Raw genomic sequence first — 14728 nt, 5'->3', positions numbered from 1 at the left:
ATCTGGGTGCGCCAACGCTGCGCGGATGCGTATCTTACTTTCGAGTAAGGTAGGCCCGGTGACCGTCACCCCCACGTACCGCGCTTGGCAGCAGTTGTCCGGCAAGCCACTGGGCACCCGCCTGTTCTCGGCGGCGGCGATGGCCCGGGTGCCGTACTTCGCGTCGATACTCCCCCACGTGCGGCGCATGGAACCCGGACTGGCCGAGGTGACCGTGCCCAAGTGGTTCTACGTCTACAACCATCTGCACACGGTGCACGCCATCGCGTCGTGCAATGCCGCCGAGATGGCGATGGGGATGTTGATGGAGGCCACCGTGCCGACGACGCACCGCTGGATCCCCAAGGCCATGAATGTGCAGTACCTCGCGAAGGCCACCACGTCGCTGCGGGCCCGGGCCGAACTGACGCCGCCCGATTTCGGCACCATCACCGAGGGCACCGACATCGTGGTGCCGGTCAGCATCACCGACCGCCACGGTGTGGAAGTGGTGCACGCCGACATCACCACCTGGGTGACGCCGGCCTAGTAGTCACGAGCGTGCGCTGGGATCGCGATTTCGCTTGACACCGCGATCTGAGGGCACGCTCGGCACTAGTCCAGGTAGGTGCCGTGTCCTTCGCGCACGAGTGCACCGTCGAACAGCAGCACCTCGTTGACCAACCCGCCGAGCTGATTGCGATAGTGGATCACCAGAGCCGATTCGCCGCGGTAGGTCCCGACGACCTCGAAATGCAGATCGGGAAACCTTGCCAGCGCCGTCGTCCAGTAATGGCGCAAGGCGTCCTTGCCCCGCACCACACCCCCGGTCTCGGGCAGCACCCGCGCGGCGACAGGTGAACTGAACACCACGTCGTCGTGGAAATGAGCCAGCACCGCCTCCACGTCGTGCGCGTTCCACGCACTCACCCATTCCTCGGCGAACGACTGCGGGTCCGGTGTCGCCATCGAGTTCACTTCTCCTTCAGCGCAGCCCACAACGAACATTGATGTACGTGGGCGTAGTCATTGTCGACGCGACTGCCGTCGGCCTGCAACGACATTCTGGCGCCGTCGCCCGCCTGATCGAAGCTTGGCCACGCCGGTCCACCGTCGACCGTGGGCTCACCGGTGCGCACGAAGGCGCTCCAGTAGTCGATCATCTGATCCGAGAGCCGTTGCTGCGCCGGGTTCAGCGGTGGCGCCCCGCCGACATCGAACAGATAGCGGAGCTCCAGCGAGTGGCTGGCGCCGACCGGGAACGGCAGCGTGCGCAACACCTCCGGAGCCGGGGCGTTGCGGTCGTTGAACTCATAGGCGTAGACCGGCCCGGCGTGGGACAGGTCACCCGCGATCCGTTCCGAGACGCAGGCGAAGTCGCCGTCGGTGACGGCCGCCGAATATGCCTGTGCGACACCGCCGTATCGATCGATCGGATAGTGCGCAGCCACGGCCGCGGCATCGGCGCCGAAAGTCTCGGACAACAACCGCGGGTAGTCGCCCGGTGTGTAACGCTGCCCCGCCCGCAGATAGCGCAACGCTACGAAGAGAGTGAACTCGTCGCGAGTGGTACCGATCAGCAACGGCACCGGATCGCTCTCACCTGAGCCGAATGCCGCCAACGGCGCCTGGGGTATCAATGCCGAGCCCGTGATCGGACCTGTCAGCTCATCGCTGCCGATATTGAAGTACCACACCGGTTTTCGCAGTGCATCGACCGGCAGGGCGCGCAGGCAGGTGGCTGCGGTCGCGGGATCCGGACAGCCGGCAGCGGCCGCGTATTCGAGCGACCGGCCGGTGGCGGCGGTGAGGTCCGCCTGCGCCTGGCAGGGTGCGCTCATCAAGATCGCGGCACGGAACAAACCTGCAGATCCAGGCGAGACCAGGTGGTCGCACACCGACATGCCACCCGCGGATTCACCGGCGACAGTGACCTTTTGCGGATCGCCGCCGAAATCGGCGATGTTGTCTCGAACCCACCGCAGCGCCGCCTGCTGGTCCGCCAGGCCGTAGTTTCCGATATCGCCGCCAGCTCCCAGTGCCGGGTGGGCGAGGAAGCCCAGGGTCCCCAGCCGGTAGTTGATCGTCACCACAATGATGCCGCCGCGCGCGGCCAGCCGTCGCGCGTCGTAGATGCCACTGCTGCCACCCACGAACGCACCGCCGTGGATCCACACCATGACGGGCCGCTTCTCATCTGCGACCGGCGGCGTCCAGACGTTCAGCGACAGGCAGTCCTCTGCGGTGTTGGCTCCCTGTTCGGGATCGGCGCTCGGGTCCTGGATACAGCGCGGGCCGGCCCGCGTGGCGTCGCGCTCCCGCGGCCACCCCGCACCGGGGGTCGGCGCGGCGAACCGATTCGGGCCCACCGGCGCAGCGGCATACGGCACGCCGGCGAACAGTCGATGGTCGGATGCCACTGTGCCGCGCAGGATCCCGGACGCGGTCTGGACAAGCGCCGGGTCGGTGCCCTGGACATGCCCCTGGGGTGGCACCGGTGTCGGGGCCACGCCGCCACCACTCGCACAGCCCGCAACCAGCATCGCCATCACTGCCAGCAACGCCATGGCCCGCCGCCCCGACCGCATGGCTGCGAGCGTACGGGGCGGATCCACAAAATCGTCGTCCTTACGTGGCGCCGATCACATATGGTGGTAATTGACACCCGTCAAGTACCACGCCCAGGAGGAGTCTGTATGAGCGCGCCGACGATGGATGACGCCGCCAAGGTGCTCGCCGACCCGACTGCGTACGCCGACGACGTACGACTGCACACCGCACTGACCCATCTGCGCGCCAACAATCCGGTGGCCTGGGTGGACAACGCGCCCTACCGACCGTTCTGGGCCGTGACCAAGCACGCCGACATCATGTCGGTGGAGCGCGACAACGAGCTGTTCATCAGCGAGCCCAGACCCCTGCTGGCCACCGCGGCCGCCGACGACCTCGCCAAGCAACAGCTCGAGGCCGGCATGGGCCTGCGCACCCTGATCCACATGGACGACCCACATCACCGCAAGGTGCGGTCGATCGGTGCGGATTGGTTCCGCCCCAAGGCAATGCGGGACCTCAAGGTCCGGGTGGACGAGCTCGCCAAGCGTTACGTCGACAAGATGCGCGATATCGGGCCCGAGTGCGACTTCGTCACCGCGATCGCCGTCGACTTCCCGCTGTACGTGATCATGTCGCTGCTCGGGCTGCCCGAAGAGGACTTCGGCCGCATGCACATGCTGACTCAGGAGATGTTCGGCGGCGACGACGACGAGTACAAGCGCGACGGTGGCTCGCTGGAGGACCAGCTCGCGGTGCTGGTGGACTTCTTCACCTACTTCTCGGCACTGACCGCGTCCCGCCGCGCCAACCCGACCGAGGACCTGGCATCGGCCATCGCCAACGGCACCGTCGACGGGCAACCACTCTCCGACGTCGACACCGCCTCCTACTACGTCATCGTCGCCAGCGCGGGACACGACACCACCAAGGACGCGATCTCCGGCGGATTGCATGCACTCATCGAGAACCCGGACCAACTGTCCAGACTGCAGGCGAGCCCCGAGCTGATGGGCACCGCGGTCGAGGAGATGATCCGATGGTCCACCCCGGTCAAGGAATTCATGCGCACCGCCACGGCCGACACCGTCGTGCGCGGGACGCCGATCGCGAAGGGCGAATCCGTCTACCTGGCCTACGTTTCCGGTAATCGCGACGAGGAAGTGTTTCGCGATCCGCACCGCTTCGACGTCGGACGGGATCCCAACAAGCACCTGGCATTCGGCTACGGCGTGCACTTCTGCCTCGGTGCGGCCCTGGCCCGGATGGAGATGAACAGCCTGTTCACCGAGCTGTTGGGCCGGCTGGACTCCATCGAATTGGCCGGTACCCCAGAGCTTTCCGCGACGACTTTCGTCGGCGGGCTCAAGCATCTGCCGATTCGTTACTCGTTGCGCTGACGCTGCTCGGGCCGGCGGTGAGTGGCCAGGAAGCCGTCCACCGCAGCCCGCACGCACGTGGTGTAGTCGAACGCGGTCAGCGTGCTCAGCTTGCCCAACACGATCGGGCCGAGCAGCAGGGCGGCGGCCTGCGTGCGATCCACGTCGCCGAGTTCGGCGACGGCGTCCGGACTGTCGAAGATCGCATCGAACGGGGCCGCATAGTGCTCTGCCACCCGCTCGCGCAGGGTCCGCACCTCGGCACTGTCCCCCGTCCGCCAGGGCAACCGCTCCAGGTCGCCACCCAGCGCCAGCCACGACATCGCGGCGATGCTGATCGGCGCCTCGGCGATCGAGTCGGCCTGTGCCTGAACCAGCGTGATCAGCCGGTACCGCAGCGTGCCCTCCTCCGGCGGCATCGGCGCCGCCGGGATGAGAGCGCGAAATGCCGCTGCCAGCAGATCATTTCCACTCGGAAAGTGTCGGTACAACGTCGCCCTGGCCACGTTGGCCTCCCGCGTGACGGCATCGACGGTCACCGCGCTGGGCCCGCCAGAGCGCAACAGCGCCGTCGCCGCCTCCAGTAAACGGGCCCGGGACCGGGCCGGGCGCGGATCACCGCTTCCGGCAGTCATTCGCCGTCACACCTCCATGAAAGTCGCTCACCACGTCGTCCACCGGGTCAGGTGGCGACGAACTCCGCGGCCCGATGACCGATCATCGCAATCGTCGCGTGCGGGCCGCGACTGGTGATCGCGGGCATGATCGACCCGTCGACCACCCACAGGCCCTCGACCCCCAGCACCCGGCAGGTGGGATCCAGCACCGCGCCCGGCCCCGTCCCCATCGGCGCGGTGCCCGCCAGGTGCTGCGACGTCGACCACGACGCATCGCCGACTTCGGCTGTGTGACTGACCAGTTCGCGAGCCAGCTCCGAACCCCGGCGCAGTGCGTCGACATCCTCGGGCACGGTGTCGTAGCGGTGTTCGATGACCGGCGCGACCGCCGGATCGGCCGACGCCAACCGGACCCGGCCGCGCGAGTGCGGCCGCATCAGCGCCACACCCAGATGCGGAAGTTCGGCCGGATCGTGTCCGGGCCCGTGCACCATGGCCGCGAAGCCCGCCGTGTACGGACGCACCTCGATGCCGTCGACGGTGGTGAGCACTGCCTCCAACGGCGGCAGGTCGTGCGTGGGCACCCAGGAGACCGGAAGCACCCATTCCGGGTGGTCGACGGTGTGCATCCCGACGGGCAGTTCGGCCACCACCCGGATACCGAGCGCCTCCAGTTCCGGCGCCGGCCCGACGCCGGAAAGCAGCAACAGGTGCGCCGATCCAATTGCACCGGAGCACAGCACGATTCGACCTGCTTCGAGAACCGTGCCGTCGCCACAGGCCACCCCGACGGCTCGGTTCGAGCGGAACAGTACCTGATGCACCCGGGTATCGGTCCGCACCTCGAGATTCGGCCGCGCAAGCGCCGGTTTCAGGTAGGCACCGCCCGGCCCAACCCTGGTGCCGCCGTTGATGTTCAGCGGAACGGCTCCCACCCCGGCAGGCAACACCGCGCCGGTATCCGAGCTGTTCAGGTCATCGATCCAGCCGAACCCCGCGCCGGTGGCGGCGTCGACGAATGATGCTGTACAGCCATCGAATTCACGTACCCGACGAACGGTGATCGGGCCGCTGTCGCCATGGAGCGCAGTGTCGAAATCTAGGTCGGACTCGATCTCGCGGAAGTGCGGCAGCACATCCTCCCAGGCCCACCCGGGCACCGCCCAGGTGTCGAAGTCCGTCGGCAGGCCCCGGCAGAAGTAGCCGCCGTTGACGGCCCCGGAACCACCCACCACCGATCCCCGCATGATCTCGGTGTGCCGCGGCGGATTCTCGGTCAACACCGACGCGTAGTGGCGCACCACCGAGCTGGCCGCGCCGATCGGTAGCCGCAAGCCGTCGGTGATCTGCGCCTCTACCCGCGGGTCACTCGGCGCCGGACCTGCCTCGATGACCGTGACGTTACAGCCAGGATCGCTGGAAAGCCGTTCGGCCAGAATTGATCCGGCGCTTCCGGCGCCGACGATCAGGACATCTCTCAACTGGCTCTAGCTCCGCAGCTGCGGCTTGAGCGCGCCCAGCTGGCGTTCCCGTACCACCCCGGTCCACAAGCCGATTCCGTAGGCCATGTCGTCCAGACGCTTGAGCATGATGTGAGCCAGTAGGCCGACCGGTTTGGTGTCGTCGTCGGCGTTACCGCGACGACTGGCCCAGTCGACCACGCCGTCGAGCACCGCGGCCACCAGGACCGCGTGTCTGGCCCGCCGGAACAGCAGGGCGGCGATCAGCGCGACCGGCCAGTAGTGCCGACAGATCGCCGAACACAGCTGCAGCGCCGCCGACCACAACCCGCGCGCGGTCACCGCGGCGACCTCGGTGGGTTCGGTCTGCACCGTGCTGAGGGACCGTGCGATGCGCCGGCCCGTCAATATCGCGATCACCACGGAGCCCACGTACCCGACGTAGGAGCCCATGGCCAGGAACAGCCACACCATCAACGTCCACCCGGAGATCACCACGGGGGCGGTCTTGCCGGGGTGCCGGACGCTCAACGGTGCCGCCGACGTGCCGTAGAAAGCCTTGCGGTTGAACCACTCTCGCAGATCTGTCCGGTGGTCGTGGGCCACCAGCGCGATGGGCTCGTACCGCAGCCTGGCCCCCGACTCCACCAGGCGCCAGCACAGGTCGACGTCCTCACCGGACGGCATTGTCTCGTCGAACCCGCCGACGGCGGCCAGTGCCGACCGCCGGCAGATGATGGCCGCGCTGGGCACGTAGGACACCGGACCGTAGGGCACCACCGGCGCCTCGCGCACCCCGAGGTCGAGTGATGAACGCACCGCCTCGTACCGGGCGACCACATTGTCAGCGGTGTGCAACCCCACGATGCGAGGCGCGACCAGGGCCACCGCCGGGTCGCAGAAGTGTCCGAGCAACGCCTCCAGCCAGCCGCGCCGCGGCACCACGTCCGAGTCGAGGAACGCGACGAAATCGGTCTCGGATGCGGTCAGGCCGGTATTGCGGGCCGCCGCGGGGCCGTTGCTGCGGAGGTGCCGGAGCACCCGCACGTCGCAGTGCATGCCGGCGAACTCCGATTGCGCGACGGGAACCGCCGAACCGTCGTCGACCACGATCACTCGCAGGCCCCGCAGCGCGGCGATCAACCGGTGCAGGCCGGATACATTGTCGCGCACCGGAATAACAACCGTCACGTCGCGGTGCGACGGGCCACTGGGCGGACGGGGGTGGGCGACGGTGGCGTCGAGCAAAGTCCGCGCCAGTTGCGCGCTCTGCGCGTCGTGCACCTCCAGGCGGCCACCGTTGAGCATGGTCTGCGCCGTCGGCGCCAACCGCAGCAACCGAGTCGGCGACCCGCCGAGCAGGGCCGCGCCGGCCCCGAGCACCTTGACCCGGCGATCCACCTGCACGGCAAAACCGTCGGGCAGTCTCGGTCCGGTCATGTCAGCAATCCGTTCCGGTCCGGCTGCCACCGCTTGATCCTGCCGGCGCAGCCGTTGACCATTTCAGCAAAGATACGCTGCCCCTCGGCCGCCGTGGCGGTTGTCGGGTCACCGAGCACCCCGACTTCGCTGACGGCCGCGATTCCGCCGGTACGCATCGCCGGCATCAGCTCCGACAGCGGGGCGGTGTTCCCGGCACTCAGCTCATCGGTCCAGACGCTGCCGGGCGAAATATGTAGCAATACAGATGTTTCGGTATGGCCCGCGTGTGCATCGGCACCCTGGGCGAGGCACGGAACCCAGCCAACATCGCGGCTCTCCTGGCGCAGCAGGGCCGCCGCAGCGGCCAGTGCCTCCACATTCCCTCCGTGACCATTGACGAAGACGAGTCGCGATGCCCAGCTCGACGCCGAGCGTCCGTACTCCACCAGCAACGACCGCAAAGCGGCCGTGCCGATGGACACCGTGCCGGGGAACCCCTCGTGCTCGCCGCTGGCACCGTAGGAGACGGGCGGCGCCACCATCCACTCGCCTGTCAGCGCCTCGCCGAGGTGCTCGAGGACCTCGTGCGCAACGGCGGCGGCGATCCGGGTGTCGGTGTCCAGAGGCAGGTGCGGACCATGTTGCTCGGTAGAGCCCACGGGGATGATCAACATTGGCGACATGCTGCGTAGCTGTCTCGACGTTGAGTTCCCGAGCCCGCTGGGGAATGCCACGTGCCGATGGTAGGCCGAATTCACCTACTGTGCGCCAATTGTTGGAGCACGGGCAGCAATTGATTTGCCTTAGCTTTCCCGACACCGGCCGTGAGTACCACGTACGTCTCTCCTGCCACCCCTGTCACGCCACGCCGCGCGGCGCGCCGAAGCAGCCGTCAGGCGTCGGTACGTGGCACACCGAGGGTCCGGGTGAAGCCCTCGGGCACCAGGATGTCATCCGGCGTCAGATCGTGGATCGAGGACTTGCCCAGCCCGCGCAGCGCCGAGTCGATGCCACCGCTGAGGATGTCCAGTACGTTCTCGACGCCGGCCTGGCCGTTGGCGGCGAGGCCCCACAGGTAGGCCCGCCCGATCATCACGGCCCGGGCGCCGAGCGCAACGGCCTTGACGACGTCGCTGCCGCGGCGGATCCCGCCGTCCAGCAAAACCTCGACCTGATCCCCCACGGCATCGGCGATGGCAGGCAGGCAACGGATCGCCGCCGGGGTGCCGTCCAGGTTGTTGCCGCCGTGGTTGGACACCGTGATCGCCGAAACACCAGCGTCCACGGCACGTTTGGCGTCGTCCACCCGCACCATGCCCTTGAGCAGGAACGGCCCGCCCCACTGCTCACGCAGCCACGCGATGTCGTCCCACGTCGGGGGCGGAGTGCCCATCCACTGCCCGTAGGCCTCGAAGAACGTCGGTCCGGGCTCGCCACGCCGGCCCTGGTTGGGCACCCGCAGGTCCGGCGGACGCAGGTGCTTGCCGAAGCTCCACAGCCAGCGGGGCTTGGTCAGCACCTCCGGAGACATCCGCAGCATCGTGCGCAGGTCCATTCGCTCCGGGATCTTCGGGCTACCCCAATCCCGGCCGTGGCTGAAGCTCCAGTCGGTCGTGCAGATGAGGCCGACGGCTCCGGCGTCCTTGGCCCGCTGCACGCGCTCGGCGATCTCGTCGCGAGACCCGAGCCAGTAGATCTGGAAGAAGATCTTGTCGTTGACCGCGGTGACTTCCTCCATCGGTTTGCTCGCGAAGGACGACAGCCCCATGGCGGTTCCGCGGGCTGCGGCCGCGCGCGCCACGGCGACCTCACCGTCGGGGTCGACCGCCTGCACGCCGGTGGGCGAGATGATGACGGGCATCGAAATGTCTTGACCCATCACGGTTGTCGACATCTCCCGCTTCTCGGTGGCGCCCACCACGTGCGGCGCGAAACCGAGTTCGGCGAACGACTCCACGTTGTCGGAGACCGTCACGCCCTTCTCGCTGGCAGAGATCAGCGACGAGTAGGCGGACTTGGGCAGCCGCTTCTTCGCCCGCTGCTGGGCGATGGCGACGGTTTCGAACCAGGTATCACGGGCCATGGATTACACCGGACTTTCGTTACAGATGCGGGCGGGCGGCTTGGTCAGCAACTTCAGCGCCACCGGCCCTTGCTTTGAGCCGCGGGAGTGATCACCACTCGGCTTGGGTTTGATGCGGTCTTGGGCCAGCGCCGACTCGCCCCAGCCTTCGACGCATTCGGGATCCGGCCCGTCCATCGGCAGACCGGTGAAGAACTTGGCCGCCATGCAACCGCCACGGCAGGCGTCGTAATGACCGCAACCACTGCACGCGCCGGCCGACTGCGGCTCGCGCAGCTCGCGGAACAACGGGGAGTTCTGCCAGACGTTCTGGAACCCGGCCCCAAAGCCGGTGTCTTCCAGGATGTTTCCGGCCAGGAACTTGTCGTGGATGGCGAACGGGCAGGCGTAGACGTCGCCCACCGGGTCGATCAGGCACACCACCCGGCCGGCGCCGCACAGATTCAGCCCGGCCAGCGCACCGGGCTCACCCAGCCCCGACAGGTGGAAGAACGAGTCACCGGTCAGCACGCGCTCACCGCGGGCGACCAGCCAGTTGTACAGCTGGCGCTGCTGGTCCGGAGTCGGGTGCAGCTCGTCCCAGACGTCGGCGCCGCGGCCCGACGGACGCAGCCGCGTGATCCGCAGCGTGGCGCCGTACCGGTCGGCCAGCGCCTTGAACTCGTCGAGCTGGTCGACGTTGTGGCGGGTCACCACAACCGAAATCTTGGCATCCGAAAAGCCGGCGGCAGCAAGGTTTTCCAGCGCACGCACGGCCATGTCGAACGAGCCCTTGCCGCGCACGGCGTCGTTCACCTCGGCGTTGGCACCGTCAAGCGAGATCTGCACGTCGACGTAGTCGCTGGCGGCGAGTTTCGCGGCGACCTCCGGCGTGATGCGCACCCCGTTGGTGGAGAACTTGACGCCGACATGATGCTCGGTCGCATAGTCGACCAGTTCCCAAAAGTCTGGGCGCACAGTGGGTTCACCGCCACCGATGTTCACGTAGAACACCTGCATGCGTTCCAGCTCGTCGATGATGTCCTTGCACTGCTCGGTGGACAGCTCGCGCGGATCCCGCTTGCCCGACGAGGACAGGCAGTGCACGCACGCCAGGTTGCAGGCGTAGGTGAGCTCCCAGGTCAGGCAGATCGGGGCGTCGAGTCCGTGTTCGAACTGCTCGACGAGCCTTGGAACAGGCGTGCGTACTGGCGCAACAGAAGTCATTGTGAATTCCCGGGGATGAGCATCTTCGAGGACACCAGCACGCTCAGCGCGTGCAGGTATGGGCCTTGGTCGGAATCTGCGATGCCGGCCGCGCGGCACGCGGACCGGGCGTCGGGGTGATCAGCCAGGGAGTTGACCACCTCGACGACCGTCCGGTTCTTCAGAAACGACAGCTTGCGGGTTCCGAAGTGATACAGCAGGGCACCGAACGGCTCCGGCCGCACCGCCACCTGGTGGTGCAACCGCCAGCTGACATCGGGGTCGAATACGACGCCTGTGCGTCCAGCCATGTCGGCAACCTCTGTGGACACCGTCAGTAGACCCCGCACATACCGTCGATCGAGACCTCTTCTACGAGCGTCTCGGTGACGAGCTGGGTTTCGGTTTCAACCTGCGGGTTCTGATCCATGAATCGCACCTTTCCTGCAACTGTGGGTCTCGACAATTGTGACCTGAGTCGCAAGAATATGGCATCGAGTGCACAAATGGAAGGGCGGATTTCATGCGGCAGGCATCCGGGCCCCGTGTCGGTCGGCGCCCGTCCACCACGCAGGACCACATCGCCGACGTCGCGCTGACCCTGTTCGCCAGCCGGGGGTTCGACGAGGTCAGTGTCGACGACGTCGCCAAGGCCGCAGGCATCGCGCGACGCACCCTGTTCCGCTACTACGCCTCCAAGAACGCCATCCCGTGGGGCGACTTCGACGCATACCTGCAACACCTGCGCGACCTGCTCAGCTCACTGAGCGCAGGGATCCCTCTGGCCGAGGCCCTGCGCGAGGCCCTGCTGGCGTTCAATACCTTCGATGACCAGGAAATGCCCCAGCACCGCCTGCGCATGCGGGTGATCCTGGAAACCGCAGGCCTGCAGGCATATTCGATGACGATGTACGCCGGCTGGCGTGAGGTCATCGCCACCTACGTGGCGCAGCGGATCGGCGCGGCCCCCCATGACCTGATGCCACAGACCGCCGGCTGGCTGATGTTGGGCGTCGCGCTGTCGGCATATGAACACTGGCTCGCCGACGAGTCCGTCGCACTGGTCGACGCCATCTCCGAGGCGTTCGAGCTGGCGCGGCCCGGCCTGGAGGCCCTGGCCCCGCGGTAGGCGTGGGCCGGGAATGGGTGTGGCCCCTTCCGGGTAGCCAGGTGCCGGACCGGAGAGGAGACATCGTGCGGAAACCGGACAGGCAGCCGACCGCGATCGAACTGGCCGCATTCGCCGTGGCGCTGATCGTCGGGTTCGGCGTCGCCACCTACTTTGCCAACCTGATCGCCGGTATCGCGGTGGCTCTGGCCGTGGCGATCATCGGATCGGGCTTCTTCTACGCCAAGAACTGATCCGGCGCCGGCCCATCCCACACGCAGGCCAACGGTGCCGGCCCCTGCGGACCGAGCGCCTCGGCAAGCATGACCGGCCCCTGCGACATGAAACGTGGTGTGCGACCGCGATGTACGTCGGCGGCATGCGCCGTGAACGGATGGACCACATACATGTCACCGGGCCTGCCGGTGGCATGGGCGACCGGGCGCGTTTGGCTCACCTCGTCCACCAGAGAGCCGGCGTCGAGGAAGTCGATCGGATCCGGTCCCAGCACCCCGGCGACGTCATGATGGGAACCCACCCGGATCCGCGTCGGTGCATCGTCAGGGCCGACCTCCGACAGCAAGGTCAATACCAAGAGCGTGTGCGGGCGCCCACTGACCGCCCACCGATCTCCGGGCAGCGGAGTGTTGGCATCGATGTGCCAGCCCCGGTCCTCCGCGGGCGGATCGACCGGGAACCGCACCGGGATGTTGCCCAGCGAGCCCCGCGGCAGCCAGCCACCGGGTCCGCAGATCTGATCCAGGGCCTCGGCGAGCGATGCGCTGCGCACCAATTCCCGGAACGGCCCCGCCCCGCTCAGATCCGCCGCCCACACCACCGGCACGGTCCACGATGCCGGTTCATCCGCGGACAGCCCGATCTGCGACCAGAGCAGATCCCTGGCCGCATCGGCGATTTCGGCCGGCACGGCCTGCTCGATCTCGACGAAACCGTCCCGCTTGAATGCGTCGACGTTCACCACGCCGACCACCATGGCGCAACCGGCCGAGCGACGCCAATGATTATTCGGCGGAAAAATCTTCGCACTACCCCGTCGGAGTTCGGTGCCCGGCGGCGACGATAAGGGTGTGAGCGCCGAAACTGACGCTCCGCGGGTACTGCTGAGGTGCTACGACGAGGCTTTGCCAGTGGTGTACGGCTATTTCGTACGACGCTGCGGTGACCGCGGAACCGCCGAGGACCTGACGTCGGAGACGTTCCTGGCCGCGATGGATGCTGCCCGCAGGCCGTCCCCGCCGCCGATCTCGGTGCCCTGGTTGATCGGGGTGGCTCGGCACAAACTCGCCGACCACTACCGGCGGCGGCACGATCGGTTCACCGTGCCGGTGGCCGAGCTCCCCGAGCCGGTGAATCCGATAGACGACTGGGACGCCGAACTGGATCGCATTGTCGCCGAATCGGTTTTGGCCCGGCTACCCGAACACCACCGCGCAGTCCTCGTCTTGCGTTACCTCGACGACTGCTCGGTGGGTGAATGCGCCGAGCTGATCGGCCGTACGGTGCACGCCACCGAGGCCCTGCTGGTGCGGGCCCGCCGCGCCTTCAGAGCCCAGTACCCGACACCGGAGGGAGGGGCGTCGTGATCAACAGCCACGATCCGCTGACCGTGCTGAACGGCAACGACCACCCGGTCTCCCCCGACCCGTCGTTCGCGGCCCGGCTACGCGCCCGGCTGGAAGCGGCGCTCAACCTGCCCACCCACGCCCAAGGAGTTGTTGACATGAGCGGAACCGACACTGCCATCGCCGACCTGAATCAGCCCTCGTCCACGCCGGCTCCCCCGCGATCTGCTGTGGTGGCCTACCTGGCCGCGCCCGACGCCCGTGCCGCCATCGCCTGGTACCGCGACGCGCTCGGGGCCGTGCCGGTCGGCGAACCGATCGTGATGGACGACGGCCGCATCGGCCATGCCGAGCTCGAGCTCGCAGGCGGCATCTTCTACCTGGCCGACGAGTTCCCCGAGTTGGGCTTGAAAGCACCTGCACCACAGACCAATTCGGTGAGCCTGATGCTGAATGTGCCCGATACCGACGCCGCCCTGGACCGCGCCAGGACCCTGGGTGCGCAGGTACAGCGCGAACCCTACGAGAACTACGGCACCCGCAACGCCGTCATCATCGACCCCTCGGGTCACCGGTGGATGCTCACGGGGCCCGTTGCCGCCGCACGTCCAGCGCCCATCCAGCACGGCGACGTCGGCTACGTCTCCGTGTGGGCCCCGGACGCCGAGCGGGCCGCGACCTTCTACGGTCGGGTGCTGGGCTGGACCTATGACCGCGCTACCCGGCAGGTGACCAACACCAGGCAGCCTGTCGGCATCTTCGGCGTCCCCGGTCAGGCGACCCTGTTCTGCTGCTACGCGGTAACCGATCTGGACGCCGCCCGCCAGGCAATCGTGGCCGGTGGTGGCGAGCCCGGCCAAACCCAGGAGTTCGACTTCGGCACCGTGCTGGATGCCACCGATCCGGCCGGAACCCCGTTCGCGGTGTTCGTGCCCACGTCGGGCATCCCGCGGCCTGACCTGAATGGTGCTGGGCCCGGCGAACTTTCGTACATCACGTACGAGGTTCCCGATTCCGGGGCGTTCAAGGCGTTCTACAGCCGGTTGTTCTTCTGGACCTTCGAACCCGGCCGGGTCAACGACGGCTGGGGGGTGCAAGGCAGCCAGCCGATGTCAGGCATGGCCGGCGGCGCCGCGCGGGCCGTGACCGTGCCGATGTGGACGGTTGCCGATATCGACGCCGCGGTCACCCGCGTTGTCGAGGCCGGCGGCACCGTGCTGCAGCAGCCGTCACAACAGCCCTACGGACTGATGGCCGAGTGCACCGACGACCAGGGTGGCCGGTTCTACCTCGGCCAGTTCTAGTCCGATTTGTGTGCGTTCAGCGGCGCACACCGCCGCCAAACGCACACAAATCACAGAG

The 14728-nt window shown here is 67.6% G+C and carries 17 protein-coding genes; 6 read left to right on the top strand and 11 right to left on the bottom strand.

The window, feature by feature from the left end:
- The first annotated feature begins 58 nt into the window (after nucleotides 1–58).
- On the top strand, nucleotides 59–529 hold the full coding sequence (locus tag QQ25_RS07660) for a hotdog fold domain-containing protein (RefSeq protein WP_039378128.1): 471 nt from the start codon (nucleotides 59–61) through the stop codon (nucleotides 527–529).
- 65 nt (nucleotides 530–594) lie between these two features.
- Here the strand turns inward: QQ25_RS07660 and QQ25_RS07655 are convergent, their stop codons facing one another.
- Nucleotides 595–948: a nuclear transport factor 2 family protein gene (locus tag QQ25_RS07655; protein ID WP_039318286.1), complete on the bottom strand. Its 354-nt coding sequence runs from the start codon at nucleotides 946–948 to the stop codon at nucleotides 595–597.
- A gap of 5 nt (nucleotides 949–953) precedes the next feature.
- The gene (locus QQ25_RS07650; RefSeq protein ID WP_039378595.1) at nucleotides 954–2567 is read right to left on the bottom strand and encodes a carboxylesterase/lipase family protein; all 1614 of its coding nucleotides are present in this window, start codon (nucleotides 2565–2567) and stop codon (nucleotides 954–956) included.
- 108 nt (nucleotides 2568–2675) lie between these two features.
- Here QQ25_RS07650 and QQ25_RS07645 point away from each other — a divergent pair, with 108 nt between their 5' ends.
- The gene (locus QQ25_RS07645) at nucleotides 2676–3929 is read left to right on the top strand and encodes a cytochrome P450 (RefSeq protein ID WP_039378127.1); all 1254 of its coding nucleotides are present in this window, start codon (nucleotides 2676–2678) and stop codon (nucleotides 3927–3929) included.
- Here QQ25_RS07645 and QQ25_RS07640 read toward each other — a convergent pair.
- From QQ25_RS07640 to mftA, 8 genes are all read right to left on the bottom strand, one after another.
- Nucleotides 3914–4543 (bottom strand): TetR/AcrR family transcriptional regulator, encoded by a 630-nt coding sequence (locus tag QQ25_RS07640; protein ID WP_039378126.1) that lies wholly within the window; start codon nucleotides 4541–4543, stop codon nucleotides 3914–3916. The two genes, QQ25_RS07645 and QQ25_RS07640, sit on opposite strands and share 16 nt — an antisense overlap.
- 47 nt (nucleotides 4544–4590) lie before the next feature.
- On the bottom strand, nucleotides 4591–6006 hold the full coding sequence (gene mftG / locus QQ25_RS07635) for a mycofactocin dehydrogenase MftG (protein WP_039378125.1): 1416 nt from the start codon (nucleotides 6004–6006) through the stop codon (nucleotides 4591–4593).
- A 6-nt stretch (nucleotides 6007–6012) separates the two neighbouring features.
- Nucleotides 6013–7425: a mycofactocin biosynthesis glycosyltransferase MftF gene (gene mftF / locus QQ25_RS07630; RefSeq protein ID WP_039378124.1), complete on the bottom strand. Its 1413-nt coding sequence runs from the start codon at nucleotides 7423–7425 to the stop codon at nucleotides 6013–6015.
- Nucleotides 7422–8165 carry a mycofactocin biosynthesis peptidyl-dipeptidase MftE gene (gene mftE / locus QQ25_RS07625; protein WP_082017452.1) on the bottom strand — a complete coding sequence of 248 codons (744 nt, stop codon included), beginning with the start codon at nucleotides 8163–8165 and terminating at the stop codon, nucleotides 7422–7424. The genes mftF and mftE overlap by 4 nt, the downstream gene beginning before the upstream one ends.
- A 134-nt stretch (nucleotides 8166–8299) precedes the next feature.
- Nucleotides 8300–9490, bottom strand: coding sequence for a pre-mycofactocin synthase MftD (gene mftD, locus QQ25_RS07620; protein WP_039315468.1), 1191 nt, complete (start codon nucleotides 9488–9490; stop codon nucleotides 8300–8302).
- A 3-nt stretch (nucleotides 9491–9493) separates the two neighbouring features.
- Nucleotides 9494–10696: a mycofactocin radical SAM maturase gene (gene mftC, locus QQ25_RS07615; protein WP_039315465.1), complete on the bottom strand. Its 1203-nt coding sequence runs from the start codon at nucleotides 10694–10696 to the stop codon at nucleotides 9494–9496.
- Complete coding sequence (gene mftB / locus QQ25_RS07610) at nucleotides 10693–10986, bottom strand: mycofactocin biosynthesis chaperone MftB (RefSeq protein ID WP_019344465.1); 294 nt, start codon at nucleotides 10984–10986, stop codon at nucleotides 10693–10695. The genes mftC and mftB overlap by 4 nt, the downstream gene beginning before the upstream one ends.
- Nucleotides 10987–11009: 23 nt before the next feature.
- The gene (gene mftA, locus QQ25_RS30085) at nucleotides 11010–11105 is read right to left on the bottom strand and encodes a mycofactocin precursor MftA (RefSeq protein WP_019344466.1); all 96 of its coding nucleotides are present in this window, start codon (nucleotides 11103–11105) and stop codon (nucleotides 11010–11012) included.
- Nucleotides 11106–11198: 93 nt separating this feature from the next.
- On the opposite strand from mftA, the gene mftR reads away from it, so the two are divergent.
- Both mftR and QQ25_RS30950 read left to right on the top strand, forming a co-directional pair.
- Entirely contained in the window at nucleotides 11199–11804 is a 606-nt protein-coding gene (gene mftR / locus QQ25_RS07605) for a mycofactocin system transcriptional regulator MftR (protein WP_039378123.1), read from the top strand.
- 65 nt (nucleotides 11805–11869) lie between these two features.
- Nucleotides 11870–12037 carry a hypothetical protein gene (locus tag QQ25_RS30950; protein WP_157847812.1) on the top strand — a complete coding sequence of 56 codons (168 nt, stop codon included), beginning with the start codon at nucleotides 11870–11872 and terminating at the stop codon, nucleotides 12035–12037.
- Here the strand turns inward: QQ25_RS30950 and QQ25_RS07600 are convergent.
- Complete coding sequence (locus QQ25_RS07600; RefSeq protein WP_234711867.1) at nucleotides 12022–12765, bottom strand: phytanoyl-CoA dioxygenase family protein; 744 nt, start codon at nucleotides 12763–12765, stop codon at nucleotides 12022–12024. The two genes, QQ25_RS30950 and QQ25_RS07600, sit on opposite strands and share 16 nt — an antisense overlap.
- Nucleotides 12766–12871: 106 nt before the next feature.
- On the opposite strand from QQ25_RS07600, the gene QQ25_RS07595 reads away from it, so the two are divergent.
- Together QQ25_RS07595 and QQ25_RS07590 are read left to right on the top strand one after the other, a co-directional pair.
- Complete coding sequence (locus tag QQ25_RS07595) at nucleotides 12872–13387, top strand: RNA polymerase sigma factor (RefSeq protein ID WP_039378594.1); 516 nt, start codon at nucleotides 12872–12874, stop codon at nucleotides 13385–13387.
- Nucleotides 13384–14670 carry a VOC family protein gene (locus QQ25_RS07590; protein ID WP_101906238.1) on the top strand — a complete coding sequence of 429 codons (1287 nt, stop codon included), beginning with the start codon at nucleotides 13384–13386 and terminating at the stop codon, nucleotides 14668–14670. Before QQ25_RS07595 ends, QQ25_RS07590 begins: the two co-directional genes overlap by 4 nt.
- Nucleotides 14671–14728 lie beyond the last annotated feature (58 nt).

Source organism: Mycolicibacterium setense, from assembly GCF_000805385.1.
GTDB lineage: Bacteria > Actinomycetota > Actinomycetes > Mycobacteriales > Mycobacteriaceae > Mycobacterium > Mycobacterium setense.
Note: the sequence above shows the minus strand (reverse complement) of the source record. Positions and strands in the feature narration are given on the sequence as shown.

What these genes read in the sequence shown, in the direction of transcription:
- QQ25_RS07655 (WP_039318286.1), bottom strand. Translation starts at nt 948, where the DNA reads ATGGCGACACCGGACCCGCAGTCGTTCGCCGAGGAATGGGTGAGTGCG.
- QQ25_RS07650 (WP_039378595.1), bottom strand. Translation starts at nt 2,567, where the DNA reads ATGCGGTCGGGGCGGCGGGCCATGGCGTTGCTGGCAGTGATGGCGATG.
- QQ25_RS07645 (WP_039378127.1), top strand. Translation starts at nt 2,676, where the DNA reads ATGAGCGCGCCGACGATGGATGACGCCGCCAAGGTGCTCGCCGACCCG.
- QQ25_RS07640 (WP_039378126.1), bottom strand. Translation starts at nt 4,543, where the DNA reads ATGACTGCCGGAAGCGGTGATCCGCGCCCGGCCCGGTCCCGGGCCCGT.
- mftF (WP_039378124.1), bottom strand. Translation starts at nt 7,425, where the DNA reads ATGACCGGACCGAGACTGCCCGACGGTTTTGCCGTGCAGGTGGATCGC.
- mftD (WP_039315468.1), bottom strand. Translation starts at nt 9,490, where the DNA reads ATGGCCCGTGATACCTGGTTCGAAACCGTCGCCATCGCCCAGCAGCGG.
- mftC (WP_039315465.1), bottom strand. Translation starts at nt 10,696, where the DNA reads ATGACTTCTGTTGCGCCAGTACGCACGCCTGTTCCAAGGCTCGTCGAG.
- mftB (WP_019344465.1), bottom strand. Translation starts at nt 10,986, where the DNA reads ATGGCTGGACGCACAGGCGTCGTATTCGACCCCGATGTCAGCTGGCGG.
- mftA (WP_019344466.1), bottom strand. Translation starts at nt 11,105, where the DNA reads ATGGATCAGAACCCGCAGGTTGAAACCGAAACCCAGCTCGTCACCGAG.
- mftR (WP_039378123.1), top strand. Translation starts at nt 11,199, where the DNA reads ATGCGGCAGGCATCCGGGCCCCGTGTCGGTCGGCGCCCGTCCACCACG.